General features: G+C 70.3%; 27 protein-coding genes and 4 tRNA genes. 24 read left to right on the forward strand and 7 right to left on the reverse strand.

The features are described 5' to 3' along the window. Positions 1-232 precede the first annotated feature (232 nt). The 4 genes from nuoB to htpX are packed head-to-tail and all read left to right on the forward strand — an operon-like array spanning position 233 to position 2543. The gene (gene nuoB, locus AB0G50_RS20705; protein WP_360110905.1) at positions 233-646 is read left to right on the forward strand and encodes an NADH-quinone oxidoreductase subunit NuoB; all 414 of its coding nucleotides are present in this window, start codon (positions 233-235) and stop codon (positions 644-646) included. After that, complete coding sequence (locus tag AB0G50_RS20710; RefSeq protein ID WP_360110908.1) at positions 643-1194, forward strand: NADH-quinone oxidoreductase subunit C; 552 nt, start codon at positions 643-645, stop codon at positions 1192-1194. Before nuoB ends, AB0G50_RS20710 begins: the two co-directional genes overlap by 4 nt. Then, entirely contained in the window at positions 1191-1664 is a 474-nt protein-coding gene (locus AB0G50_RS20715) for a 4Fe-4S binding protein (protein WP_360110911.1), read from the forward strand. The genes AB0G50_RS20710 and AB0G50_RS20715 overlap by 4 nt, the downstream gene beginning before the upstream one ends. An 18-nt stretch (positions 1665-1682) precedes the next feature. Next, the gene (gene htpX / locus AB0G50_RS20720) at positions 1683-2543 is read left to right on the forward strand and encodes a zinc metalloprotease HtpX (protein WP_360110914.1); all 861 of its coding nucleotides are present in this window, start codon (positions 1683-1685) and stop codon (positions 2541-2543) included. Here the strand turns inward: htpX and rfbA are convergent. Both rfbA and AB0G50_RS20730 read right to left on the reverse strand, forming a co-directional pair. Further along, positions 2540-3412: a glucose-1-phosphate thymidylyltransferase RfbA gene (gene rfbA / locus AB0G50_RS20725; protein ID WP_360110917.1), complete on the reverse strand. Its 873-nt coding sequence runs from the start codon at positions 3410-3412 to the stop codon at positions 2540-2542. The genes htpX and rfbA overlap by 4 nt on opposite strands. Then, a complete protein-coding gene (locus tag AB0G50_RS20730; protein WP_360110920.1) occupies positions 3409-3900 on the reverse strand; it encodes a YajQ family cyclic di-GMP-binding protein in 492 nt (163 codons plus the stop codon). Before AB0G50_RS20730 ends, rfbA begins: the two co-directional genes overlap by 4 nt. 124 nt (positions 3901-4024) lie before the next feature. On the opposite strand from AB0G50_RS20730, the gene AB0G50_RS20735 reads away from it, so the two are divergent. Both AB0G50_RS20735 and AB0G50_RS20740 read left to right on the forward strand, forming a co-directional pair. Continuing rightward, positions 4025-4105, forward strand: a tRNA-Tyr gene (locus AB0G50_RS20735). Between the two features lie 248 nt (positions 4106-4353). Then, positions 4354-4983, forward strand: a complete 630-nt coding sequence (locus AB0G50_RS20740; protein WP_360110923.1) for an HNH endonuclease — start codon at positions 4354-4356, stop codon at positions 4981-4983. Positions 4984-5075: 92 nt separating this feature from the next. On the opposite strand, the gene AB0G50_RS20745 is transcribed toward AB0G50_RS20740, so the two are convergent. Further along, positions 5076-5318, reverse strand: a complete 243-nt coding sequence (locus AB0G50_RS20745) for a hypothetical protein (RefSeq protein ID WP_360110926.1) — start codon at positions 5316-5318, stop codon at positions 5076-5078. A gap of 271 nt (positions 5319-5589) precedes the next feature. Between AB0G50_RS20745 and AB0G50_RS20750 the strand changes: the two genes are divergently transcribed. After that, positions 5590-6108, forward strand: a complete 519-nt coding sequence (locus AB0G50_RS20750; RefSeq protein ID WP_360110929.1) for a hypothetical protein — start codon at positions 5590-5592, stop codon at positions 6106-6108. Here the strand turns inward: AB0G50_RS20750 and AB0G50_RS20755 are convergent. Continuing rightward, positions 6105-6899 (reverse strand): GNAT family N-acetyltransferase, encoded by a 795-nt coding sequence (locus AB0G50_RS20755; protein WP_360110932.1) that lies wholly within the window; start codon positions 6897-6899, stop codon positions 6105-6107. The two genes, AB0G50_RS20750 and AB0G50_RS20755, sit on opposite strands and share 4 nt — an antisense overlap. Positions 6900-6920: 21 nt before the next feature. Between AB0G50_RS20755 and AB0G50_RS20760 the strand changes: the two genes are divergently transcribed. The 7 genes from AB0G50_RS20760 (at position 6921) to AB0G50_RS20790 (ending at position 11898) form a co-directional block, all read left to right on the forward strand. Beyond that, complete coding sequence (locus AB0G50_RS20760; RefSeq protein ID WP_360110935.1) at positions 6921-7679, forward strand: PhzF family phenazine biosynthesis protein; 759 nt, start codon at positions 6921-6923, stop codon at positions 7677-7679. A gap of 173 nt (positions 7680-7852) precedes the next feature. Beyond that, positions 7853-10456, forward strand: a complete 2604-nt coding sequence (locus tag AB0G50_RS20765; RefSeq protein WP_360110938.1) for a bifunctional diguanylate cyclase/phosphodiesterase — start codon at positions 7853-7855, stop codon at positions 10454-10456. A gap of 63 nt (positions 10457-10519) precedes the next feature. Then, a tRNA-Thr gene (locus AB0G50_RS20770) sits at positions 10520-10595 on the forward strand. A 43-nt stretch (positions 10596-10638) separates the two neighbouring features. After that, positions 10639-10711, forward strand: a tRNA-Met gene (locus AB0G50_RS20775). 91 nt (positions 10712-10802) lie between these two features. Next, positions 10803-10967, forward strand: coding sequence for a 50S ribosomal protein L33 (gene rpmG, locus AB0G50_RS20780; protein WP_015105301.1), 165 nt, complete (start codon positions 10803-10805; stop codon positions 10965-10967). A 65-nt stretch (positions 10968-11032) separates the two neighbouring features. Continuing rightward, positions 11033-11482, forward strand: coding sequence for a MaoC family dehydratase N-terminal domain-containing protein (locus tag AB0G50_RS20785; RefSeq protein WP_360110941.1), 450 nt, complete (start codon positions 11033-11035; stop codon positions 11480-11482). Continuing rightward, a complete protein-coding gene (locus AB0G50_RS20790; RefSeq protein WP_360110944.1) occupies positions 11479-11898 on the forward strand; it encodes a MaoC family dehydratase in 420 nt (139 codons plus the stop codon). The genes AB0G50_RS20785 and AB0G50_RS20790 overlap by 4 nt, the downstream gene beginning before the upstream one ends. Before the next feature lie 3 nt (positions 11899-11901). On the opposite strand, the gene AB0G50_RS20795 is transcribed toward AB0G50_RS20790, so the two are convergent. Further along, positions 11902-12339, reverse strand: a complete 438-nt coding sequence (locus AB0G50_RS20795) for an MmpS family transport accessory protein (protein WP_360110947.1) — start codon at positions 12337-12339, stop codon at positions 11902-11904. Between the two features lie 162 nt (positions 12340-12501). Next, complete coding sequence (locus tag AB0G50_RS20800; RefSeq protein WP_360110950.1) at positions 12502-13743, reverse strand: pyridoxal phosphate-dependent aminotransferase; 1242 nt, start codon at positions 13741-13743, stop codon at positions 12502-12504. Positions 13744-13936: 193 nt separating this feature from the next. Between AB0G50_RS20800 and AB0G50_RS20805 the strand changes: the two genes are divergently transcribed. The 5 genes from AB0G50_RS20805 (at position 13937) to rplA (ending at position 16627) form a co-directional block, all read left to right on the forward strand. Next, positions 13937-14009 (forward strand) — tRNA-Trp (locus AB0G50_RS20805). A 32-nt stretch (positions 14010-14041) separates the two neighbouring features. Beyond that, a complete protein-coding gene (gene secE, locus AB0G50_RS20810; RefSeq protein ID WP_360110953.1) occupies positions 14042-14458 on the forward strand; it encodes a preprotein translocase subunit SecE in 417 nt (138 codons plus the stop codon). A gap of 67 nt (positions 14459-14525) precedes the next feature. Further along, positions 14526-15323, forward strand: coding sequence for a transcription termination/antitermination protein NusG (nusG, locus tag AB0G50_RS20815; RefSeq protein WP_360110956.1), 798 nt, complete (start codon positions 14526-14528; stop codon positions 15321-15323). Between the two features lie 81 nt (positions 15324-15404). Next, entirely contained in the window at positions 15405-15839 is a 435-nt protein-coding gene (rplK, locus tag AB0G50_RS20820; RefSeq protein WP_360110959.1) for a 50S ribosomal protein L11, read from the forward strand. Positions 15840-15910: 71 nt separating this feature from the next. After that, positions 15911-16627, forward strand: a complete 717-nt coding sequence (gene rplA, locus AB0G50_RS20825) for a 50S ribosomal protein L1 (RefSeq protein ID WP_360110962.1) — start codon at positions 15911-15913, stop codon at positions 16625-16627. A 54-nt stretch (positions 16628-16681) separates the two neighbouring features. Here the strand turns inward: rplA and AB0G50_RS20830 are convergent, their stop codons facing one another. Further along, positions 16682-17491: a hypothetical protein gene (locus tag AB0G50_RS20830; RefSeq protein WP_360110964.1), complete on the reverse strand. Its 810-nt coding sequence runs from the start codon at positions 17489-17491 to the stop codon at positions 16682-16684. Positions 17492-17776: 285 nt separating this feature from the next. Between AB0G50_RS20830 and rplJ the strand changes: the two genes are divergently transcribed. The 5 genes from rplJ to AB0G50_RS20855 all read left to right on the forward strand — a co-directional run bounded on the left by rplJ (position 17777) and on the right by AB0G50_RS20855 (position 22362). Next, positions 17777-18334, forward strand: a complete 558-nt coding sequence (gene rplJ, locus AB0G50_RS20835) for a 50S ribosomal protein L10 (RefSeq protein WP_360110967.1) — start codon at positions 17777-17779, stop codon at positions 18332-18334. 52 nt (positions 18335-18386) lie between these two features. Further along, positions 18387-18773 carry a 50S ribosomal protein L7/L12 gene (rplL, locus tag AB0G50_RS20840; protein ID WP_360110970.1) on the forward strand — a complete coding sequence of 129 codons (387 nt, stop codon included), beginning with the start codon at positions 18387-18389 and terminating at the stop codon, positions 18771-18773. A gap of 856 nt (positions 18774-19629) precedes the next feature. Beyond that, a complete protein-coding gene (locus AB0G50_RS20845; RefSeq protein ID WP_360110973.1) occupies positions 19630-20739 on the forward strand; it encodes an ATP-binding cassette domain-containing protein in 1110 nt (369 codons plus the stop codon). Then, positions 20736-21521 (forward strand): ABC transporter permease, encoded by a 786-nt coding sequence (locus tag AB0G50_RS20850; RefSeq protein WP_360110976.1) that lies wholly within the window; start codon positions 20736-20738, stop codon positions 21519-21521. The genes AB0G50_RS20845 and AB0G50_RS20850 overlap by 4 nt, the downstream gene beginning before the upstream one ends. A 1-nt stretch (position 21522) precedes the next feature. Further along, positions 21523-22362 carry an ABC transporter permease gene (locus AB0G50_RS20855; RefSeq protein WP_360110979.1) on the forward strand — a complete coding sequence of 280 codons (840 nt, stop codon included), beginning with the start codon at positions 21523-21525 and terminating at the stop codon, positions 22360-22362. The last annotated feature ends 12 nt before the right edge of the window (positions 22363-22374 follow it).

Genomic DNA, 22374 nt, shown 5'->3' on the forward strand with positions numbered 1-22374 from the left:
GTCAGGGCGAGATGTTCTACCGATTAGTTGTACTGAACTTGGCCACAGTTCGCGCACAAATTATCCGAAGATCTTGGCGATCGGGGTGGACAGGTATACGGGAACCGTAGAAGACTTATCCCTGCAACCAGGTGCGAGTTCACGTGGGAGCAATCAGTGGGGGAGTAATTTGGGGGGTTGGGGCCCGCCGGGTGGGGGACCTGGCGGGCCTCACGTATTAACCTCATCGGATGTGACGGTTTCCACTCTCGACTGGGGTACGACCTACCGGGTCACCGTGATGGACCTCGGCCTCGCCTGCTGCGGCGTCGAGGTCATGGCCGCCCTGGATGGCGAACCCGACCTGGCCGCGTTGGGGGTGGACCCCGTGCGCGCCGCGGGGGAGGCCCACGTGCTGGTGGTGTCGGGCACGGTAACGGACGCCATGCTGCCCGCCGTGATCGCCACGTACGAGGAGATGCCCGAGCCGCGCTACGTGCTGTCCGTGGGCGCGTGCAGCAACACGGGCGGCCCGTACTGGGACTCGTACAGCGTCACCAAGGGCATCGACCAGGTGCTGCCCGTCCACGTCGCGGTACCCGGCTGCCCACCACGCCCCGAAGCCCTGCTCGACGGGCTCGCCGCGCTGCACCGGCTGGTGTCGTGACCTCCCGCGCACTGGCCGGGCTGATCCCGGACGCCACCGCGAAGACGGCCTTCGGCCAGACCACCGCGCACGTGCCGGCCGCCGGTTACCGCCGGGCCGCCGAGACCGCGCACGCCCTGGGCTGCCTGATGTTCGACTGGCTCGGTGTCGAGGACGCGGGCCGGCCGGGCGCCTCGGGCCGCGTGCACGCCGTGCTGCTGCACGTCGTGCACCCGGCCACCACGGCGGGCCTGCTGATCCGCGCCGAACTGGCCGACGAGCCGCTGCCATCGGTGGCCGACCTGTGGGCCGGCGCCGCCTGGCACGAGCGCGAGGCCGCCGAGATGTTCGGCCTCGCCCTGGACCACCCCGTCGACCGGCTGCTGCTGTCGGACTCGTTCGCGGGCCACCCGCTGCGCAAGGACTTCGTGCTCGCCTCGCGCGTGGTCCGCCCGTGGCCGGGCCGGCTCGAACCGGGCGAGGACGGCACGTCCGCGCCGAGCCGCCGCCGCACCGCGCCACCCGGCGTGCCCGACCCCTCGTGGGGACCCAGAAGGGAAGACCGATGACCCTCCCACCGCGCACGCGCGGCGTGATCGCGCTGCTGGAGGCCAACTGCACGGTGTGCATGATCTGCGCGCGCGAGTGCCCCGACTGGTGCCTGCACATCGACTCGCACACCGAGGTCGAGCAGCAGCCGGGCTCGGCCCGTCCCCGCGCCCGCAACGTGCTCGACCGGTTCGCCATCGACTACGGCCAGTGCCTGTACTGCGGCATCTGCGTCGAGGCCTGCCCGTTCGACGCGCTGCACTGGGCGCCGGACTTCTCCTACCCCGGCACGGGCACCCTCGACGGCACCGGCGCGGTCGCCGAACTGGTGCACGAGCGCGACGTCCTGGGCTCGTGGGTGGCGCACGTGCCGCCGCCGCCGGAGCTCGACCCGGCCGCCGAACCGGCGCCCGAGCAGGCCGCCGGCCGCCCGGCACGTCCCGGTACCGGAACCACGCGCAGGCCCGGCGCGTTGAGGGAGAGGACGTAACGGCGGAGGCGAAGCACCGTGCACAAGCACTACAACGGGCTCAAGACCGCGCTCCTGTTGGGCGCGATGGGCGCGCTGATCACCGGTGTCAGCGCGTTCTTCGGGCGTACCGCCCTGGTGTTCGGCCTGGTGCTCGCGCTGGGCGTGAACGTCTACGCGTACGTCAACTCGGACCGGCTGGCCCTGCGCGCGATGCGGGCGCGGCCGGTGTCCGAGGTGGAGCAGCCCGCCCTGTACCGGATCGTGCGCGAGCTGGCCCAGACCGCGAGGCAGCCGATGCCCAGGCTGTTCGTCAGCCCGACCGCGGCGCCCAACGCGTTCGCGACCGGCCGGAACCCGCGCAACGCGGCCGTGTGCTGCACCACCGGGATCCTGGAGCTGCTGGACGAGCGCGAGCTGCGCGCCGTGCTGGGGCACGAGCTGTCCCACGTGTACAACCGGGACATCCTGATCTCGTGCGTGGCGGGCGCGCTCGCGTCCGCGGTGAGCATGCTGGCCAACCTGGCGATCTTCGCCAGCGTGTTCTCCGGCGACGACGAGGACCGGCCGAACCCGTTCGCGGTGCTGCTGATCGCGATCTTCGGCCCGGTGGCGGCGGCGATCGTGCGGCTGGCCGTGAGCCGGTCGCGCGAGTACCAGGCCGACGAGTCGGGCGCCGAGCTCACCGGCGACCCGCTGGCGCTGGCCTCGGCGCTGCGCAAGCTGGACGCCGGCACCCGGGCCGCGCCGCTCGCGCCCGAGCCGCAGGTGGTCGCGCAGTCCCACCTGATGATCGCCAGCCCGTTCCGGCCGGGCGAGCACCTCTCGCGCCTGTTCTCCACGCACCCGCCCATCGCGGACCGGGTGCGCCGGCTGGAGGAACTCGCCCGCCGGGGTTAGCGGACCTCGCGTGCGACGTTCATCACGTACCGGCCGTAGCCGGACTTGGCGAGCTTCTCGCCGAGCGCGTAGCACTCGTCGGCGGTGATGAAGCCCATCCGCAGCGCGATCTCCTCGGGGCACGCGATCCGCACGCCCTGCCGGTGCTCGAGCACCTGCACGAACTGGCCCGCCTCCAGCAGCGAGTCGTGCGTGCCGGTGTCCAGCCACGCGAAGCCGCGGCCGAGGTCGACCAGGTGGGCCCGTCCCCGGCGCAGGTACTCCAGGTTGACGTCGGTGATCTCGAGCTCGCCGCGCGGCGACGGCTCGAGGTCGCGGGCGATCTCCACGACCTGGTTGTCGTAGAAGTACAGGCCGGTGATCGCCTTGTTGGACTTCGGCCGGTCCGGCTTCTCCTCGATGCTGACGAGCCTGCCGTCCGCGTCGACCTCGCCCACGCCGTACCGCTCGGGGTCCTTGACGGGGTAGCCGAACAGCACGCACCCGTCGAGGTTCGCCGCGTGGTGCTGGAGCACCCGCGAGAAGCCCTGGCCGTAGAAGATGTTGTCGCCCAGCACGAGCGAGACGCTGTCGTCGCCGACGAAGTCCGCGCCGATGACGAACGCCTCGGCCAACCCGTTGGGGTGGGCCTGCTCGGCGTAGGAGATCTCCAGGCCGAACTGGCTCCCGTCGCCCAGCAGCCGGCGGAACAGCGGCAGGTCGGTGGGCGTGGAGATGACCAGCACCTCCCGGATGCCGGCGAGCATCAGCACCGACAGCGGGTAGTAGATCATCGGCTTGTCGTAGACGGGCAGGAGCTGCTTGGACACCGCCTGGGTGATCGGGTGCAGCCGCGTGCCGCTGCCGCCCGCCAGGACGATGCCCTTCATCGGTAGTTGGTGAACTGGAGGGCGATCCCGAAGTCGTGGTTCTTGAGCAGGGCGATGACGTCCTGCAAGTGGTCCTTCTTCTTGCCCGAGATGCGCAGCTGGTCGCCCTGGATCTGCGCCTGCACGCCCTTGGGCGCCTCGTCGCGGACCGCCTTGGCGATCTCCTTGGCCTTCTCGCTCGTGATGCCCTGCACGAGGTTCCCCGTGACCTTGAACACCTTCCCGGACACCGCCGGGTCCCCGATCTCGAACGCCTTCATGGAGATGCCGCGCTTGATCAACTTCTCCTGGAACACGTCGATCGCCGCCCGACACCGCTCCTCGGTCTCGGACTCGAACGTGATCGCCTCCTCACCCGCCCAGGCGACACTCGTCCCGGTACCGCGGAAGTCGAACCGCGTTCCCAACTCCTTCGAGGCCTGGTTGAGGGCGTTGTCGACCTCCTGCCGGTCGACCTTGCTCACCACGTCGAACGACGGGTCTGCCACGTGCCGAACACCTCCGTGTAGAAGCCCTCCGGAACCGTCCGAAAGCCTACCGGGACCACCCGGTTGCAACCCCCCGGGCAGCCCTATGTATTCTCTCCACCGCACCCGGCACCACCGGGAGCGGGGCGGGTTGCCCGAGCGGCCAATGGGAGCGGACTGTAAATCCGTCGCGAAAGCTACAGAGGTTCGAATCCTCTACCCGCCACGCGAAGCACCGAAGACCTCCGCCAGGTTACTGGCGGAGGTCTTCGCATTCCCGGGGTCCTTGCCCGGAGTAGTGCCGTTCGTGCTGCCGACATCGGGGGTGTGCAGTGGGTGCGTGGTCGTTGTCGTCGGTCGGGGAGGACCGGCACTTCCAGGTCAACGGCGGTTATGCCGACGTGCTCGCGCTGCGCGCGGACGAGTCTCACGCGTAAGGCCAAGCGGCCCGAGTGCCTCTGCCAGAACTGCCGGTTGGAGTTCGCCGATCACGCCGATGTCGAGATCCCCGTCACCCGCTGCACCGCCCATTTCGGCGGCACCTCGCGCCGGCTCGACCGCCCGATCGGCGTCGTGGACCTGCGAACGGCGCAGACGGACGACTCGCGTCAGCAGTCGATCACCCCGCTCCACCGGGCGAACGTCGTCCGCCTGCTGCCCGTGGCCGTCGCGCCACCGCGTCGGCAGGCGTACGCGGGCCTGTCGGCATCGCCCGCCGGATCCACGGCGGGGCTCGTCGCGACGCGCGTCGGGGGACCTCGGTTCCGCGCGGCGTTGCTGCGGCGACACGGCGCGGTGTGCGCGGCCGCGGGGGAGTGCCCGGCCGAAGTGCTCAAGCCCGCTCATCTCGGTGCGCCCACCGCTCACGGCGCGCCGGACCTCGACGAGGGACTGCTCCTCTGCGCGGACATCCACGTGTTGTTCGACCGCTGCCTGATGACGGTGCGCCCGTCCGAGTTGACGCTCCGCCTGGCGCCGCGGCTTCGCTTCCACCACAGGTACCGCGCACTTCAGGGACGTGCGATTCAGGTGCGCGCACCGGTCTGCCCCGCTGCGGTACCGGCGCACTACCGCGCCGCAGTCGGCATCTGGGGCACGCTCTGAAAACGCAGATGGGGCCGACGCGCAAGCGCTTCCTCTCGCTTGCGTGCCGGCCCCGAGCCAAGCATAACCCATGTCGAACACATGTTCGAGGGTTACGCGATGGCCGCTCTGCCCTCCTCCGTCAGCTCCGCGCCGACCCGCTCCCCCAAGCGGACCGCGGAGCGGGGGCGGAGGAGGCCTTGGTGGACCAGCGCGTGGCTCGCCGACTGGTCGCAGCACGGCAGTCCGTCCACGTACAGGTCCGGTTCGCTGCCACCGGACAGCTCGGCCCGGCCGGCCGCCACCGCGCGCAGCATGGACCGCGCGCGTCCCGACAGTTCCATCACGATCGTCATAACCAACCCCCTGGTCGTCCCTCCGCCTGGTAGGAGGTCCGGCCGGCCGCGCGAGTACCGCCCGGACCGGGGTTTCACCCGCCCGGACGACGACCGGCGGAACGCGCCGCCGGGCACCACCTTCCCCTCTGCGGCCGTTCGGATCACCTCGCCACGCCGACCGGTTGCGCTGTTCAGTCCAACCGAAGTCGCCCCGACCGTTCGTCGCCGGGATCGACCCGCCGTCGCGGATCGGGCGGGTCGGGGGTCGCGGAGCCCCGAGACTGATCACATGAGCGAATTCGTCATCGCCCTCGTCGGACTCGTCGTCGGGGTCCTGCTGGGTGGCTGGGCGCGCGGTCGGCGGCGGTCGACGCCCGACCCCGCGCCGCCCTCGCCCGAACGACGCCGGCTGCGCGAACTGCTCACCGCCGCCGACGACCTGGAGTACGGCCTGAACACGGTGCTCAACTTCGGCCCGCTGTCGACCACCGAGCTGAACTCGGTGGACCTGTCCGCGAAGCTCGACCGCATCGTCCGCACCGGCACGCTCGACGACGACACCCTGGACGCGCTGCGCACGCACACCGAGAAGATCGGCCTCCACCCGTTCCCGGAACGCCGCGAGCTGTTCACCGCCGTGCAGGAGGACGAGGCCGCCGTCTGGCTCGTGCTGCGCGAGGCGGTCGGCAGCGGTGCGGCCCAGCACACCGCGGCGGCGAACGCGCGCCGGTGCCTGGAGCACATCCGCGCCGAGCTGAAGGAGGAACTGGGCCGGCACACGCCCGAGGGCGAACTGGTCCTGGTCTAGCAGGGCCGCCGCTGCCAACTCGTCCACAGCGGCCGGTAGCCCTGGGAGTACCAGAACGGCGTCGAACGGGGGTTCGGCGCCGCGTGGTGCAGCAACGTCACCCCCACGCCCGCCGCGTCCAACCGCTCGTGCGCCACCGCGGCCAGCGCGCCGCCCACCCCGCCGCCGCGGAACGACGGCAGCACGCCCAGCAGCCCGACGTAGGCCACCGGCCGCACCGACGTCCGCCCCGCGACCCACTCGGAGTGCCCCGGCAGGTCGTAGTTCAGCGCCCCGACCACCCGCCCGTCGACCTCGGCCACCCACGAGCACGGCTCGTCCCGCTCCAGCAGGCCCGCGATCCGCCCGCGCAGCACCCCCTCGGTCGACGGCCGTTCGTTGACCATCCCGAAGTGCCCGTCGTACCGCACGGTCTCCAGGTTGATCGCGGTCACCGCCTCGACGTCGTCCCCGGTCATCGGCCGGACGTCGCCGGAGAAGGCGTCGGAGGGGACGCCGACCCGTCCGGCCGGTCGCGCGGCCAGCACCACCAACGGCGCGAAACCGTGCCGCGCCAGCGCGTCCGCCGCGGTCAGGTCGCGGCTGGGCACGGTCACCACGGCCGCGGTGTCCCGGTCGTCGGTCGACGGCAGCGGCCACGCGCGCAGCCGGGCGTCCAGGTCGTCGTCGGGTCGGTAGGCGAGCGAGTGCACCCGCAACGCGCCCCACGTCGCGTTCAGCGCGTCGGGCGCGAACTCGGTGAAGGAGTACGGCTCGCCGGAAGGGTCGAAAGCAGGCAGCAACGAGTCCACACCCGACCGTAACCTCCCACCGTGGACATCTACGTGGTCGACGCGTTCACGGACCGCCCGTTCGCGGGCAACCCGGCGGGCGTGGTGCTGCTGGACGGGCCCGCCGACGAGGACTGGATGCAGTCCGTCGCGGCCGAGATGAAGCACGCCGAGACGGCGTTCGTGGACACCACCACGCACCGGTTGCGCTGGTTCACGCCGGTCAAGGAGGTGGACCTGTGCGGGCACGCCACCCTGGCCACCGCGCACGTGCTGGGCGGCGACCACGCGTTCACCACCCGCAGCGGCACCCTGACCTGCACCGCGCGCGACGGCTGGGTGGAGATGGACTTCCCGGCCGATCCGGCCACGCCGGTCGAGGCGACGCCGGACCTGCGGGCCGGACTGCCGGGCGTGACGATCGGGGCGGTGGCGCGGGCGGTGTCGGACGTGCTGGTCGAGGTCGGGTCCGCGGCGGAGGTGCGCGAGATCACACCGGACCTGGAGGCGCTGGCCCGGGTGCCGGGTCGGGGCGTGATCGTCACCGCGCCGGGCGACCGACCGGGCCTGGACGTGGTGTCACGCTGCTTCTACCCGTCCTATGGCGTGCCCGAGGACCCGGTGACCGGTTCCGCGCACTGCACGCTGGCGTCGTGGTGGTCGCCGAGGCTCGGGAAGGCGGAGCTGCTCGCCGAGCAGGCGTCGCCGCGCGGGGGCCTGGTCCGGGCGACGCTCGCCGGCGATCGGGTGCGGCTCGGGGGCCAGGCGGTCACGGTGCTCCATGGGCATCTGATCGTGTGACCCGAAGCGTTACTTCTCGTGGCAATTAGCTGGCCGACCTGCCATTTCATCGCCCGACCGGGGTACATTGGCAGCCCTGGAGGGGTCTCGGTCGGCTATCCGGGACCCCTCAAGTCACGCCAGGAGGCCGAGACCCGGCCGCGCAGTGACACCACGGCCGACGAGGAGGCTGGATGTCCGACCACGCGTCGGCCACGGCGACTGGTACGCCGACCCGGTCCACGAACCGCGCCTTCAGCGTGTTCGCGGTCCTGCTCCTCCTCGCGGGCGCGCTGTCCGCGCTCGTCGTCGGGCTGTGGCTGCCCGAGGACCCGCACAACCTCGACCTGCTCTGGACCGGACCGCTGCTGGTGGTCGGGTTCCTGCTGGCCGAGCAGCTCGCGATCAACGTCGACGTCCGCAGCGGCGTGGCGTGGACCATCTCGTTCACCGAGATCCCGCTCGTGCTCGGCCTGCTCGTCGCGCCCTTCGAGGTCGTGCTCGCCGCGCACGTGGTGGCGGGCGTCGGCACGTTGCTCGGCAGGCGGGTGCTCGACCGCGCGGTCTACAACGCGGGCCTGATGTTCATGGAGATCTCGGTGGCCTTCGCGGTCGCCGAGGCCGTGAAGGTGTTCCTGGACGGCCGCGGCCCGATCTGGGCGGGCGCCTTCCTCGGCACCATCGCCGTACCGCTGCTGGCCAGCATCCTCGGCCTGATGGCGCTGAAGTTCCTCGGCAAGGGCATGCGGGTCGGCCCGAGCCTGCGTCTGGTGCTCCAAACCCTGGTCGTCGCGCTGCTGAACACCTCGGCCGGTCTCGTCGGCTACGAGATCGCGACGCGCGCGCCGTGGGGCGGCCTGCTGATCGTGCTGGTGTTCGCCGGCATCACCGCCATCTACCTGGCCTACTCGGGTCTGCTGCGCGAGCAGCGCGACCTGGAGGCGCTGGGCGAGGTGTCGCTGCGGGTCGCCAGGTCCGGCCGCAACGCCACCGGTCCCAAGGGAAACGGGCTCGACGACGGCGACGGCCGCGCGGACGACGACGAGTGGCAGGGCATCGCCGAGCGGATCCGCGAGCAGTTGAACGCCAACCGGGTCGTGCTGCGCCTGCGCACCGACCCGCAGGCCCCGATGCGCACCCTGGTCGCCGGCGAGCCGCTGCCACCGGGCCTGCGCCGCGACGACCCGAGGCTGCTGCGCGACGACGCCATGCTCCAGCTGCCCGGCTCCTCGGTCCGCTACTTCCGGCTGGCCGACGCGGGCGAGGACGTGTCGGACGCGCTGGTCCGCCGGGACGCGCAGGAGGCGCTGGTCGTGCCGCTGCGCGGCGCCACCCAGATGCTCGGCGCGGTCGAGGTGCACGACCGCCTCTCGCGCTGGCGCGGGTTCGGCAAGGCCGACATCCAGCTGCTCGGCACGCTCGCGAGCCACCTGTCGACCGCCGTGGACAACCGCCGGCTGCTCGCCAGGTTGCGCCACGACGCCTACCACGACCCGTTGACCGGCCTGCTCAACCGACCCGGCCTGCGCGAGGCGGCGGTGGAGCCGATGCGCCAGGCCGACCTGTCCGTGGTGGTCCGGATCGACCTGGACGTGCTCTCCACGGTGTCCGACGCGCTGGGTCAGGCGTGGGGCAACCGGATGGTCGTGGCCGCCGGTCGGCGGTTGCGCGACGAACTCGGTCCCGAGGTGCCGCTGGCCAGGCTGGAGGGCGGTGCGTTCGCCGCGCTGCTGCTGGATCGGCAGGCCGAGCGGATCGGGGAGATCGCCGAACGCCTGCGCGCCGCGCTGTCCGTGCCGTACCCGGTCGACCGGCTCACCGTCGAGGCGAGCGCGGTCGTGGGCTGGGCGTCGTCGGCCAACGCCGACGTGGAGGACCCGGACGCGGACGCGCTGCTCCAGTGGGCGGACGTGGCGGTGCGCGCGACGACGGAGAACGAGCCGCAGCGCGAGTACGCGCCGTCGATGGGCCAGATCTTCCTGCGCCGGTTCCAGCTGGTCACCCAGTTCCGGTCGGCGCTGGAGAACGGCCAGATCTCGGTGCACTACCAGCCGAAGGTCGCCCTGCCGAGCCGCCAGGTCGTCGGCGCGGAGGCCCTGGTGCGCTGGAAGCACCCGGAGTTCGGCCGCGTCGACCCGGACGAGTTCGTGCCCGCGGTCGAGGCCACCGGCCTGGTGGACGTGCTGACCGACTTCGTGATGGACACCGCGTTGGAGCGGGTCCGCCGCTGGATCGACCGCGGCCTGCGGATGTCGATCGCGGTGAACCTGTCGGTGCGGACGCTGGCCGACGAGGAGTTCCCGGACCGGGTGCACCGCGCGTTGCTGCGCCACGACGTGCCGGCCGAGCTGCTGACCTTCGAGCTGACCGAGTCCGGCGTGATGGCCGACCCGGAGCGCGCGCTGCCCGTGCTGCGGCGCCTGCACACCATGGGCGTCGTGCTGGCGGTGGACGACTTCGGCACCGGCTACTCGTCGCTCGCCTACCTGCGCCAGCTGCCGGTGGACGAGGTCAAGATCGACAAGTCGTTCGTGCTGGGCATGGGCACCGACCTGGGCGACATGGCGGTGGTGCGCTCGATCGTGGAACTGGGCCACTCGCTCGGGCTCACGGTGGTCGCCGAAGGTGTCGAGGACGACGCCGCCCGCGACCAGCTGGTCGGCATGGGCTGCGACATCGCCCAGGGCTACCTGATCTCCCGCCCGCTCTCCGAGGACCGCTTCGAGGCGTGGCTGCGCGCCAGGACGGTGCAGGTCAGGGGCGCGCGCGACGAGACGGTGCTCACGCTCGTGCACTAGGGGACCCCCCGATTTCACCGATCGGGGATCCCTCCTGTAGAGTTCTACTCGCTGCAAGAGCAAGCCCCTTTAGCTCAGTCGGCAGAGCGTCTCCATGGTAAGGAGAAGGTCTACGGTTCGATTCCGTAAAGGGGCTCCACAAAATGGCCGCGGTGCAGCAGCACTGCGGCCGTGTTGTGTACAGCGGTGTAGCTCAGTTGGTAGAGCAAGCGGCTCATAATCGCTGTGTCGCCGGTTCAAGTCCGGCCACCGCTACTCGTTCGATCCCCGCCAGGCGGTAAGCCCGCACTGGACAGGCCCGCCCAGGGCTCACCGGGGCACGCGCGCTCTCAGGAAGGCAAGGACCGTGGCTGCAACCGACGTACGCCCGAAGATCACCCTCGCGTGCGAGGAGTGCAAGCACCGGAACTACATCACCAGGAAGAACCGGCGCAACGACCCGGACCGCCTGGAGATCAAGAAGTTCTGCCCGAACTGCAAGACGCACCGGGCGCACAAGGAAACGCGCTGATCGCAGAGCTTTCGACGAGGCCCGTCCCCGAACCGGGGGCGGGCCTCGTCGCGTAACCTGCGGCGGTGCCCTTGGACCAAGCTTTCGTCGGGCGTTCGTACCCGCCCGCGTTCACCTACGAGGTCGGGCGGGAGAAGATCCGCGAGTTCGCGGACGCCATCGGTGACCCGAACCCCGTCTACCGCGATCCCGACGCCGCCCGCGCCGCCGGCCACAAGGACGTCATCGCGCCGCCCACGTTCGCGATCATCGTGTCGCTGAAGGCCAACGACGTGCTGGTGGAGGACCCCGAACTCGGGTTGGACTACACCCGCGTCGTGCACGGCGAGCAGAGCTTCACCCACCACCGCCCCATCACCGCGGGCGACCGGCTGGAGGTCGTGCTGCACGTCGACGCCATCACCTCCCGGATGGGCAACGACATGCTGTCGATCCGGGCCGAGGTCGGCACCGACCAGGGCGAGTCGCTGACGACCGGCCGCTGCACCCTCGTCGTCCGCGGGGAGGACGCGTGATCACCGCCGCCGAGGTGTCCGTGGGCGACGTGCTGCCCCCGTTGACGCTGCGCATCACCCGCGCCGACCTGGTCCGCTACGCGGGCGCGTCGGGCGACTTCAACCCGATCCACTGGAGCGAGCGCTTCGCCCAGGGCGTCGGCCTGCCCGGCGTCATCGCGCACGGGATGCTCACGATGGGCATGGCCTCGCGCATCGTCACGGACTGGACCGGCGACCCGGGCGCGGTGGTCGAGTACGGCGTCCGCTTCGGCAGGCCCGTACCGGTGCCCGACGACGACGAGGGCGCGCTCGTGGAGGTCACCGGCAAGGTGACCAAGGTGCTCGAGGACGGCACGTTCAAGGTCAACGTAACGGCCTCGTTCGAGGGCAGGTCGGTGCTCGGGGGCGCCTCCGCCCGCGTGCGCCTGCCGTAGCGGCTACACCAGCAGCCCGCCGACCGGGAACCACGTGCCGCGCAACCCGCCGTCGGCGAACCCGCTGCACAGCGCGCTGGCGAGCGGCCCGGTGGCCGTCGCGGACTTGCGCTCGACGCCGTCGACGCTGATCCCGCACGCCACCGAGCCGCCGCCCTCGCCGACTCGGACGGTCAGCACGCCGCCGGTGATCTCCTCGTGCACGACCAGTTCCTTGCGCCACGGGAACGTCGTCAGCACCTCGTGCGTCGTGCCCGTCTCGGTGAACGTCGAGTAGGTCACCGTCGCGCTCGCGGCGTCGCCGGTGACCTCGTAGACCACGCGCGACGGCTCGTCGGGCCACCTCGCCGACACCGCGGCGAGGAGCCCGGCGAGCACCACTACGACCGTGCCGGTGAGCACGAGCCACCTCCGACGCTTCGGCGGGTCTGCCGCAGTCATCGTTGCGCTCCTCGGGTGAAGATCCATTCCACTGAACGGAGCATCGTCAAGTTCCGCGCCCGGGTTACGACTGTTCACCTGCAAGCGTCGTCCTGCTGTGTTCTCGATCACAAAAAAGGAGGGCGCCCCGCTACACCGGGACGCCCTCCTCGAGGAACGCGACTACTGCACCTCGGCCAGCAGCTCGGCCAGCCTGGTGATGCCGGTCTTCAGGTCGTCGTCGCCCAGGGCGTAGGAGAGCCGCAGGTAGCCGGGGGTGCCGAAGGCCTCGCCGGGCACCACCGCGACCTCGGCGTGCTCCAGGATCAGCGCGGCGAGCTGCACCGTGTCGGTGATCTCGGCGCCGCGCAGGGTCTTGCCCAGCAGCGCCTTGACCGACGGGTAGACGTAGAACGCGCCGGTCGGCGTCGGGCACTGCACGCCGGGGATCGCGGACAGCAGCTCCACGATCGTGCGCCGCCGCCGGTCGAACGCCTCACGCATCTCGTGCGCCGCGGTCAGCGGGCCGGAGACGGCCTCCAGCGCGGCCCGCTGCGACACGTTGGCCACGTTCGAGGTCAGGTGCGACTGGAGGTTCGCGGCGGCCTTCACCACGTCGGCCGGGCCGATCAGCCAGCCGACCCGCCAGCCGGTCATCGCGTAGGTCTTCGCCACGCCGTTGAGCACGATCGTGCGGTCGGCCAGCGCGGGCACGGCGACCGGCAGCGACACCGACTCGACGCCGTCGTAGGTCAGGTGCTCGTAGATCTCGTCGGTGATCACCCAGAGGCCGTGCTCGAGCGCCCACTCGCCGATCGCGACGAGCTGCTCGCGGCTGTACACCGAGCCGGTCGGGTTGGACGGCGAGCAGAGCAGCAGCACCTTCGTCTTCGGCGTGCGCGCCGCCTCGAGCTGCTCGACGGTGACCAGGTAGTCGGTCGACTCGTCGGCGGTGACCTGCACCGGCACGCCGCCCGCGAGCGTGATCGCCTCGGGGTAGGTGGTCCAGAACGGCGCCGGCAGCAGGACCTCGTCGCCCGGGTCCAGGATCGTGGCGAACGCCTGGTAGACGGCCTGCTTGCCGCCGTTGGTGATCAACACCTGGGAGGCGGACACCTCGTAGCCGGAGTCGCGCTTCGTCTTCGCGGCGACGGCCTCGCGCAGCTCGGGGAGGCCGGCGGCAGGGGTGTAGCGGTGGTTGCGGGGGTCGGCGCAAGCAGCCTGGGCGGCGGCCACGATCGCCTCGGGGGTGGGGAAGTCGGGCTCTCCCGCGCCGAAGCCGATCACCGGTCGTCCGGCGGCCTTGAGCGCCTTGGCCTTCGCGTCCACGGCGAGGGTCGCGGACTCGGCGATGCCGCCGATCCGCTGGGAGATCCTCGGGTGCTCGGAGGGGCTGGACTCGGTGGTCGTCTCGGGCGTAGCCATGTGCCCAATCGTGGCAGATCGCACACCCGCGCCGACCCCCGGCTCCCCCGTTGACCTGCCCGGTTGGAAGATGGGCCACACCGTGCCGTATGCTTCTGTACTCGGAACGCCGTGTTGCTGCCTCACGGGCCACGTGAGGACGGTGGAAGGCGTCTCCGGCCAGGAGGATCCCGACGAATTCGGGGCCTCACATAGGGGTGTAGCTCAACTGGCAGAGCAGCGGTCTCCAAAACCGCAGGTTGCAGGTTCAAGTCCTGTCGCCCCTGCGTCGAAGCGCGATGGTTGAGCGGAGGACGGCATGAGCGAGGGCCGCGAGCAGGAGCCGGAAGAGCGCGAGAGCGCCAACCGGCCGTCCACTGCCGCAGCACGGCGCGAGCGCCGAGGTTCCGCGCGCCCGGCGGGCCGCAAGGACTCCGCCGACCGTCCCGAGGCCAAGAAGAAGGCCGAGGCCAAGGCGGACGTCGAGGTGTCGGCGGACAAGAAGGGCCGCGCCACGCGCGCTCGGGACACGCAGGAGAAGCGGCCGAACGTCTTCAGCCGGCTCTTCCGCTACTTCCGCGAGGTCGTCGGCGAGCTGCGCAAGGTCATCTGGCCGACGCGCAAGCAGATGGTGACCTACACCTCGGTCGTGCTGGTCTTCGTGGCCTTCATGGTGGCGTTGGTCTTCGGCCTTGATTCGGCCTTCGCCTGGGGCGTGTTCAAGGTCTTCGGCTGAGCCGAGCCTCTCGGCCGCCCTCCACGGCGGCCGGACACGTGATGCAGAAAAGGAAGCGAGACCCACAGTGACCTCCGAGAACGGCCTGGACGCCCAGGAGCCGACCGACCTCACCGACGAGCAGGACCCCGGCACGTCGAACGACGGCGGGGACGTCGACCAGGTCGAGGCGTCGGAGGAGAACGAGGAGACCGCTCCCGCCGCCGAGGACGTCGAAGCCGAGGGTGACGCGGTCGCCGAGGGCGACATCGACGCCGAGCCCGCCGACCCGGCCGCCGAGATGCGCGAGGCCCTGCGCCGCGCGCCCGGCGACTGGTACGTCGTGCACTCGTACGCCGGTTACGAGAACAAGGTCAAGACGAACCTCGAGACGCGCATCCAGACGCTCGACATGGAGGACTACATCTTCCAGGTCGAGGTGCCGACCGAGGAAGTCACCGAGATCAAGAACGGCCAGCGCAAGCAGGTGCAGCGCAAGGTGCTGCCCGGCTACATCCTGGTCCGGATGGAGCTCAACGACCCGTCGTGGAGCGCGGTGCGCAACACCCCGGGCGTGACGGGCTTCGTCGGCGCGACCTCGAAGCCGTCGCCGCTGACCATCGACGACGTGCTGAAGTTCCTGCTCCCGCAGGTCCAGGAGAAGCCGGCGGCCGGCAAGAAGGCCTCGGCGACCCCCGTGAAGACCGCGGTCGAGGTGGACTTCGAGGTCGGCGAGTCGGTCACCGTCATGGACGGCCCGTTCGCCACGCTGCCCGCGACGATCAGCGAGGTCAACGCGGACGGTCAGAAGCTCAAGGTCCTGGTGTCGATCTTCGGCCGCGAGACGCCGGTCGAGCTGTCGTTCAGCCAGGTCTCCAAGATCTGATCGGCGCCTCCGTGGTGAGGCGCCGGCAGCCACGCTGCGGCTGGCAGGGCCGCGCGCGGACACCGCAATAGAGGAACTGAGATGCCACCCAAGAAGAAGAAGCTCGCAGCGGTCATCAAGCTGCAGATCAAGGCCGGTGCGGCCAACCCCGCGCCGCCCGTCGGCCCCGCGCTGGGCCAGCACGGCGTCAACATCATGGAGTTCTGCAAGCAGTACAACGCCGCGACCGAGTCGCAGCGCGGCACCGTCGTGCCGGTCGAGATCTCCGTGTACGAGGACCGCTCGTTCGACTTCAAGCTCAAGACCCCGCCGGCCGCGAAGCTGATCCTCAAGGCCGCCGGTGTCGAGAAGGGCTCGGGCGAGCCGCACCGCGTGAAGGTCGCCAAGATCACCGCGGACCAGGTTCGCGAGATCGCCACCACCAAGATGGTCGACCTGAACGCGAACGACGTCGAGCAGGCCGCGAAGATCATCGCCGGCACCGCCCGCTCCATGGGCATCACGGTCGAGGGCTGACCGAAACCACCGTTCGTCGTGGGAGGACCGCGCCGGTCCGCACCACAACTGTTGCTTAAGGACAGAAGCACATGAAGCGCAGCAAGGCGTACAAGAACGCCGCCGAGCTGGTCGACCGGGAGCGGCTGTACTCGCCCCTCGAAGCGGCCAAGCTCGCCAAGGAGACCTCCAAGGTCAAGCTGGACGCGACCGTCGAGGTCGCGATCCGCCTGGGTGTCGACCCCCGCAAGGCCGACCAGATGGTCCGCGGCACCGTGAACCTGCCGCACGGTACGGGCAAGACCGCCCGCGTGATCGTCTTCGCGACCGGCGACAAGGCCGCCGAGGCCGAGGCCGCCGGTGCGGACGCGGTCGGCACCGACGAGCTGATCGAGCGGATCCAGGGTGGCTGGACCGACTTCGACGCCGCGATCGCGACCCCCGACCAGATGGCCAAGGTCGGCCGCATCGCCCGCATCCTCGGCCCGCGCGGCCTGATGCCGAACCCGAAGACCGGCACCGTGACGCCCGACGTCGCGAAGGCCGTGACGGACATCAAGGGCGGTAAGATCAACTTCCGCGTGGACAAGCAGTCCAACCTGCACATCGTCATCGGCAAGGTGTCGTTCGACTCCGAGAAGCTGGTCGAGAACTACGCCGCCGCCCTGGACGAGATCCTCCGCGCGAAGCCGTCCGCCGCGAAGGGCCGGTACCTGCGCAAGGTCACCGTCTCGACCACGATGGGCCCGGGCATCCCGGTCGACCCGAACCGCACCCGGAACCTGCTGACGGACGAAGCCGTCGTCTGAGTTCCCGTTCTCCCGAACAGCCCCCGGCCTCCCGCCGGGGGCTGTTCGCGTTCCTCACCCGGTCACGCAGTCCGCCGCCTCGGCCTCGTACCCGGTGATCACCCAGCTCTTGCTCGGCTGCGCGGTCAGCACGAACTTCCCCAGCCGAGGCCCGTCCCGCACGGTCAGCAGGCACGAGCTGACCTCGACCGTGCCGCCGGGGGGCACCTCGCGCATGTCCACCGGGAACCCGAGCTGCCGGTAGTTGGTCACGTTGGTGACCTGCTTCTGCAACTTGGCCACCGCGGCCGCGCACTCGGTCTCGCCGAACGCCTGGGCGAACGCCTTGCGCGGCGCGTCACCCTTGAACAGCCCGCACGCGTTCTTCGCGTCACCGGTGCCGACGTGCTTGTAGAAGTAGGCGACCGTCCCGCCGATCCCGTACGGGGTCTGCGGCGCGATGACGTTGTTCTCCACACCACCGCTGTCCACCGCCACGTCCCCGGGCTCGTCGCCACCGAAGAACCGCTGGTAGAAGTACAGCAGCACCAGGAACACCACCAGCAGGTACACCAACCGCCGGAAGAGCCCGCTGCCCAGCACCACCCGCCACAAGGGCTTGCGCGCCTCGACGTACCGCACCTCGGCAACCGGCGGCGGCCCCTGCGGCGGCGCAGACGGTCCAGGCCCCAACTGCCCCTGCTCCCACTGCCCCGGTGCCACGCTCCCCGGTGCCGCACCCCCTTGCCCCGACCCTCCTTGAGCCTGCTGAAACCGCTGGAACTCCTGGAACCGCTGGAACTCCTGGAACTGCCGAAGCTGCTCGGGATCGATCGCCGGAGCGGGCTCGACCGGGTCCGGGTTGCGCGGCTGCTCATCCGTCACGGATCACATCATGCCGGCGCACCACACCCCGATTTGATCCGTAGCAGGGAACCTTGATACGGTGATGTGGTTCCACCAAAGACCGCTGGTCTTCCCGCACTCACGTGTGGGAGCGAAGGTTCGCAGGCGATGCGAACGGCCCGCGCAGGAGGACGAGGAAGACTCGCAGGCGCGTTCACTCACGCCTTGTCTCGCCCCGTGCCGCACCTGCGCCGGGGCGTTTTCGTTTTCCGCGTGACCTCTCGTCAGGGCCGGCGTCACCCCCAGCCCAGAGAGGAGGCGATCATGGCGAAGCCCACCAAGGTTTCGGCCGTCGCCGAGCTGTCGGACAAGTTCCGCGGTAGCTCGGCCGCTGTCGTCACCGAATACCGTGGCCTCTCCATGGCGCAGCTCACCACGCTGCGTCGCGCTCTCGGCGCGGGCACCACGTACACCGTTGCGAAGAACACGCTGGTCAAGCGTGCCGCCGAGGATGCAGGCGTGCAGGGCCTCGAAGCCCTGCTGGTCGGTCCGACGGCCATCGCGTTCGTCGAGGGCGAGCCCGTCGACGCCGCGAAGGCGCTGCGCGACTTCGCGAAGGACAACAAGGCCCTGGTCATCAAGGGCGGCTACATGGATGGCCGCCCGCTCTCGGTCGAAGAGGTCACCGCGATCGCGGACCTCGAAACCCGTGAGGTGCTGCTCGCCAAGCTGGCGGGCGCGATGAAGGGCAACCTGGCCAAGGCCGCGGGTCTGTTCAACGCCCCGGCTTCCCAGGTCGCCCGCCTTGCCGCTGCCCTGGTGGAGAAGAAGTCCGCGGAGGCGCCCGCCGCCGCCGAGACCGACGCTCCCGCCGAAAGCTGATCACCGACACATACGCGTCCAGTTCGGGCGTTGATTAGAAAGGACCGCCATCATGGCGAAGCTCAGCACCGACGAGCTGCTCGACGCGTTCAAGGAGATGACCCTCCTGGAGCTGTCGGCCTTCGTTAAGCAGTTCGAGGAGACCTTCGAGGTCACCGCCGCCGCCCCCGTCGCCGTCGCCGCCGTCGGTGGCACCGGCCCCGTGGCCGCCGTCGAGGAGGAGAAGGACGAGTTCACCGTCGTCCTCGAGGCCGCCGGCGACAAGAAGATCCAGGTCATCAAGGTCGTCCGCGAGGTCGTCTCGGGCCTGGGCCTGAAGGAGGCCAAGGAGCTCGTCGAGTCCGCCCCGAAGCCGCTCCTGGAGAACGTGGCGAAGGACGTCGCCGACGCCGCCAAGGAGAAGCTCGAGGCCGCCGGCGCCAAGATCTCGCTCAAGTGATCTAGCACCAGCCAAAAAGAGGCGGCACCCCCAGGGTGCCGCCTCTTTTGCTTTTGCTTTTACACAGGCCAAGCCTGGCGTGTTCTCCCCGTATGGCCTGGGCGAAGCCCAACCGCATGTGTCAAGGGGGCACATTCAGCGCTACCGCCGGCCAAACTCAAAAACGGCCCCCTTGACGCATGTGGTTGCCTCAGGCAGGCCATACGGGGAGAACACGCAACGCCCTACCTCCCCGGAGGCCTGCCCGTCCGGCGAGGACACGCTTGAAAAGCCCGCCACCCCTGAACCGCCGGCCGCACCCCAAAAACACACGCCACCCTTCACCGGGCAACGCTTGAAAAGATTTCCCTCAAACTCGGCCAGGCCCCAAAAAACACAAAAATCGGCGGGCCACGCCTCCGGCCCCCAACACAATTCTCCCATGCGAAACCGCAGCGAGACAGCCAAGCGACCGGCCTTGTGGACAACCGCACCCCCTGTGGACAACCGCACCCTTCGCGCCCACCGCATCCCTCGCGCCCACTACACCCCTCGCGCTCAACACCCCCACGCGCCCACCGCACCCCCTGCGCACAGCCACCCCGCCGGACGCACCCACTACCCCCACCGCCCCCCCCGATGAAGGTGCGCCGAGGTGGGGAAGGACGCAGAGTGGGCACGAGGTGACGACCAGGCGTCGACCGGGAGGCGAACACCGTTATGAGGCTGTTACCGCCACTACCTAACTCGTGAGTAACCATGGCGCGGCAGCCTCGTTGCGCATGAGGTGACGGCTCCTCGCGAGCCGCGACGAGTGCCGGTCGAAGGTTGCCGGCAACAGGTTGGGCAACGGGGTCGACGGTGACCTGGAGGTGCGATGGGCGTCGAGGTGGTCGTCGAGGGCCTGACGAAGTCCTTCGGCAAGCAGACCATCTGGAGGGACGTCACCCTGACTCTCCCCCCAGGCGAGGTCAGCGTCATGCTGGGCCCCTCCGGCACCGGCAAGTCGGTCTTCCTGAAATCCCTGGTGGGCCTCCTCAAGCCGGAAAAGGGCAGGATCGAGATCAACGGCACGGACCTGGTCCGCTGCTCCGAGCACCGCCTCTACGAGATCCGCAAGCTCTTCGGCGTCCTCTTCCAGGACGGCGCGCTGTTCGGGTCGATGAACCTGTTCGACAACGTCGCCTTCCCGCTGCGCGAGCACACCCGCAAGACCGAGGCCGAGGTCCGCCGGATCGTCCTCGAGAAGATGGAGATGGTCGGCCTCGTCGGCGCGGAGAAGAAGCTCCCCGGCGAGATCTCCGGCGGCATGCGCAAGCGGGCCGGGCTGGCTCGGGCCCTCGTGCTGGACCCCGAGATCATCCTGTGCGACGAGCCGGACTCGGGTCTCGACCCGGTCCGCACCGCCTACCTGAGCCAACTCCTCATCGACCTGAACTCCCAGATCGACGCGACGATCCTGATCGTCACCCACAACATCACCGTCGCCCGCACCGTCCCGGACAACCTGGGCATGCTGTTCCGCCGCGAACTGATCATGTTCGGCCCGCGCGAGGTGCTGCTGACCAGTGACGAACCGGTGGTCGAGCAGTTCCTCAACGGCCGCCGCATCGGCCCGATCGGCATGTCCGAGGAGAAGGACCAGGCCACCATGGCCGCCGAGCTCGCCCACCGCGACGCCGGCCACGCCGACGGCCCGCCGGACGAGGACGTGCGCGGCGTGGTGCCGCAGCTCGAACCGACCCCGGGCCTCCCGCCCCGAGGCGCGGTCCGCCGCCGCAAGGACCGGGTCATGAGCATCATCCACACGCTGCCTCCCCAGGCGCAGCAGGGCATCATCGCGAGCCTGACCCCGGAGGAACAGCGCCACTACCTGGTCGGCGCGCCCACCACGCCCCACCCCACGACACCCGACGCCGCGCCGGACACCGCGCCGGACACCGCGCACCGCCCCAGCCCGTGGCCCCGGCAGGGAGGTCCGCGGTGACCGCACCGGCCGCCTTCCCGGGCGCGGGCGCCCTGCGGGAGACCGGACGCCTGTTCGCGCTGGGCGCCGACGTCGTCCGCAACACGTTCCGCCGCCCGTTCCAGCTGCGCGAGTTCATCCAGCAGTGCTGGTTCGTCGTCAGCGTCACGGTGCTGCCCACGGCCCTGGTCTCGATCCCGTTCGGCGCGGTCATCGCGCTCCAGATCGGCAGCCTGACCCGGCAGATCGGCGCGCAGTCGTTCACCGGCGCGGCCAGCGTGCTCGCGATCATCCAGCAGGCCAGCCCGATCGTCACCGCGCTGCTCATCGCGGGCGCGGGCGGCAGCGCGATCTGCGCCGACCTCGGCTCGCGCACCATCCGCGAGGAGATCGACGCGATGGAGGTGCTGGGCGTCTCGGCGATCCAGCGCCTGGTGGTGCCGCGGGTGCTGGCCGCGATGCTGGTGAGCGTGCTGCTCAACGGCATGGTGAGCGTCGTCGGCGTGATGGGCGGCTACTTCTTCAACGTGATCCTCCAGGACGGCACCCCCGGCGCGTACCTGGCGAGCTTCAGCGCGCTGGCCCAGCTTCCCGACCTGTGGATCAGCGAGCTGAAAGCCCTGATCTTCGGCTTCATCGCGGGCATCGTCGCGGCCTACCGGGGGCTGAACCCGTCCGGCGGGCCCAAGGGCGTCGGCGACGCGGTGAACCAGGCCGTGGTGATCACGTTCCTGCTGCTGTTCTTCGTGAACTTCGTGCTGACCACGATCTACCTCCAGGTCGTCCCGGCGAAGGGGAGCTGACGTGGCCACCATCGGCGACCGCGCCCGGGCTGCGGCCAACGCGCCGCTGAAGATCCTCGACGGCTTCGGCGACCAGCTGTGGTTCTACCTGCGCGCCCTGGCGTGGACCCCGCGCACGCTCACCCGCTACCTGCGCGAAACGCTGCGCCTGCTGGCCGAGGTCAGCTTCGGCTCGGGCGCGCTCGCCGTCATCGGCGGCACGATCGGCGTGATGGTCGGCCTGTCGGTGTTCACCGGCACGGTCGTGGGTCTCCAGGGCTTCACCGCGCTCAACCAGATCGGCACGTCGGCGTTCGCGGGCTTCGTGTCCGCCTACTTCAACACCCGGGAGATCGCGCCGCTGGTGGCGGGTCTCGCGCTGAGCGCCACCGTCGGCTCCGGCTTCACCGCGCAGCTCGGCGCGATGCGGATCTCCGAGGAGATCGACGCGCTGGAGGTCATGGGCATCCCCAGCCTGCCGTTCCTGGTCACCACCCGGATCATCGCGGGCTTCGTCGCGATCGTGCCGCTGTACGTGATCGGCCTGCTGACCTCCTACCTCGCGGCGAGGTTGATCACCGTCGAGTTCTACGGCCAGTCCGCGGGCACCTACGACCACTACTTCACCCTGTTCCTGCCACCGATCGACGTGCTGTGGTCGTTCCTCAAGGTGCTGGTGTTCGCGGTCGTGATCATCCTGACCCACTGCTACTACGGCTACCGCGCGAGCGGCGGCCCGGCCGGCGTCGGCGTGGCGGTCGGTCGGGCGGTGCGCACCGCGATCGTGACCACGAGCCTGCTGGACTTCTTCCTGAGCCTGGCGATCTGGGGCACCACCACGACGGTGAGGATCGCCGGATGACGCGCCGACGTC

The sequence above is a fragment of the Actinosynnema sp. NPDC020468 genome, assembly GCF_040642015.1.
Taxonomy (GTDB): Bacteria; Actinomycetota; Actinomycetes; order Mycobacteriales; family Pseudonocardiaceae; genus Actinosynnema.

Bases quoted from the DNA above. Each gene is read 5' to 3' on its own strand.
- AB0G50_RS20715 (WP_360110911.1), top strand. From the start codon at position 1,191: ATGACCCTCCCACCGCGCACGCGCGGCGTGATCGCGCTGCTGGAGGCC.
- rfbA (WP_360110917.1), bottom strand. From the start codon at position 3,412: ATGAAGGGCATCGTCCTGGCGGGCGGCAGCGGCACGCGGCTGCACCCG.
- AB0G50_RS20745 (WP_360110926.1), bottom strand. From the start codon at position 5,318: ATGACGATCGTGATGGAACTGTCGGGACGCGCGCGGTCCATGCTGCGC.
- AB0G50_RS20750 (WP_360110929.1), top strand. From the start codon at position 5,590: ATGAGCGAATTCGTCATCGCCCTCGTCGGACTCGTCGTCGGGGTCCTG.
- AB0G50_RS20765 (WP_360110938.1), top strand. From the start codon at position 7,853: ATGTCCGACCACGCGTCGGCCACGGCGACTGGTACGCCGACCCGGTCC.
- AB0G50_RS20795 (WP_360110947.1), bottom strand. From the start codon at position 12,339: ATGACTGCGGCAGACCCGCCGAAGCGTCGGAGGTGGCTCGTGCTCACC.
- AB0G50_RS20800 (WP_360110950.1), bottom strand. From the start codon at position 13,743: ATGGCTACGCCCGAGACGACCACCGAGTCCAGCCCCTCCGAGCACCCG.
- secE (WP_360110953.1), top strand. From the start codon at position 14,042: ATGAGCGAGGGCCGCGAGCAGGAGCCGGAAGAGCGCGAGAGCGCCAAC.
- rplK (WP_360110959.1), top strand. From the start codon at position 15,405: ATGCCACCCAAGAAGAAGAAGCTCGCAGCGGTCATCAAGCTGCAGATC.
- rplA (WP_360110962.1), top strand. From the start codon at position 15,911: ATGAAGCGCAGCAAGGCGTACAAGAACGCCGCCGAGCTGGTCGACCGG.
- rplJ (WP_360110967.1), top strand. From the start codon at position 17,777: ATGGCGAAGCCCACCAAGGTTTCGGCCGTCGCCGAGCTGTCGGACAAG.
- rplL (WP_360110970.1), top strand. From the start codon at position 18,387: ATGGCGAAGCTCAGCACCGACGAGCTGCTCGACGCGTTCAAGGAGATG.
- AB0G50_RS20845 (WP_360110973.1), top strand. From the start codon at position 19,630: ATGGGCGTCGAGGTGGTCGTCGAGGGCCTGACGAAGTCCTTCGGCAAG.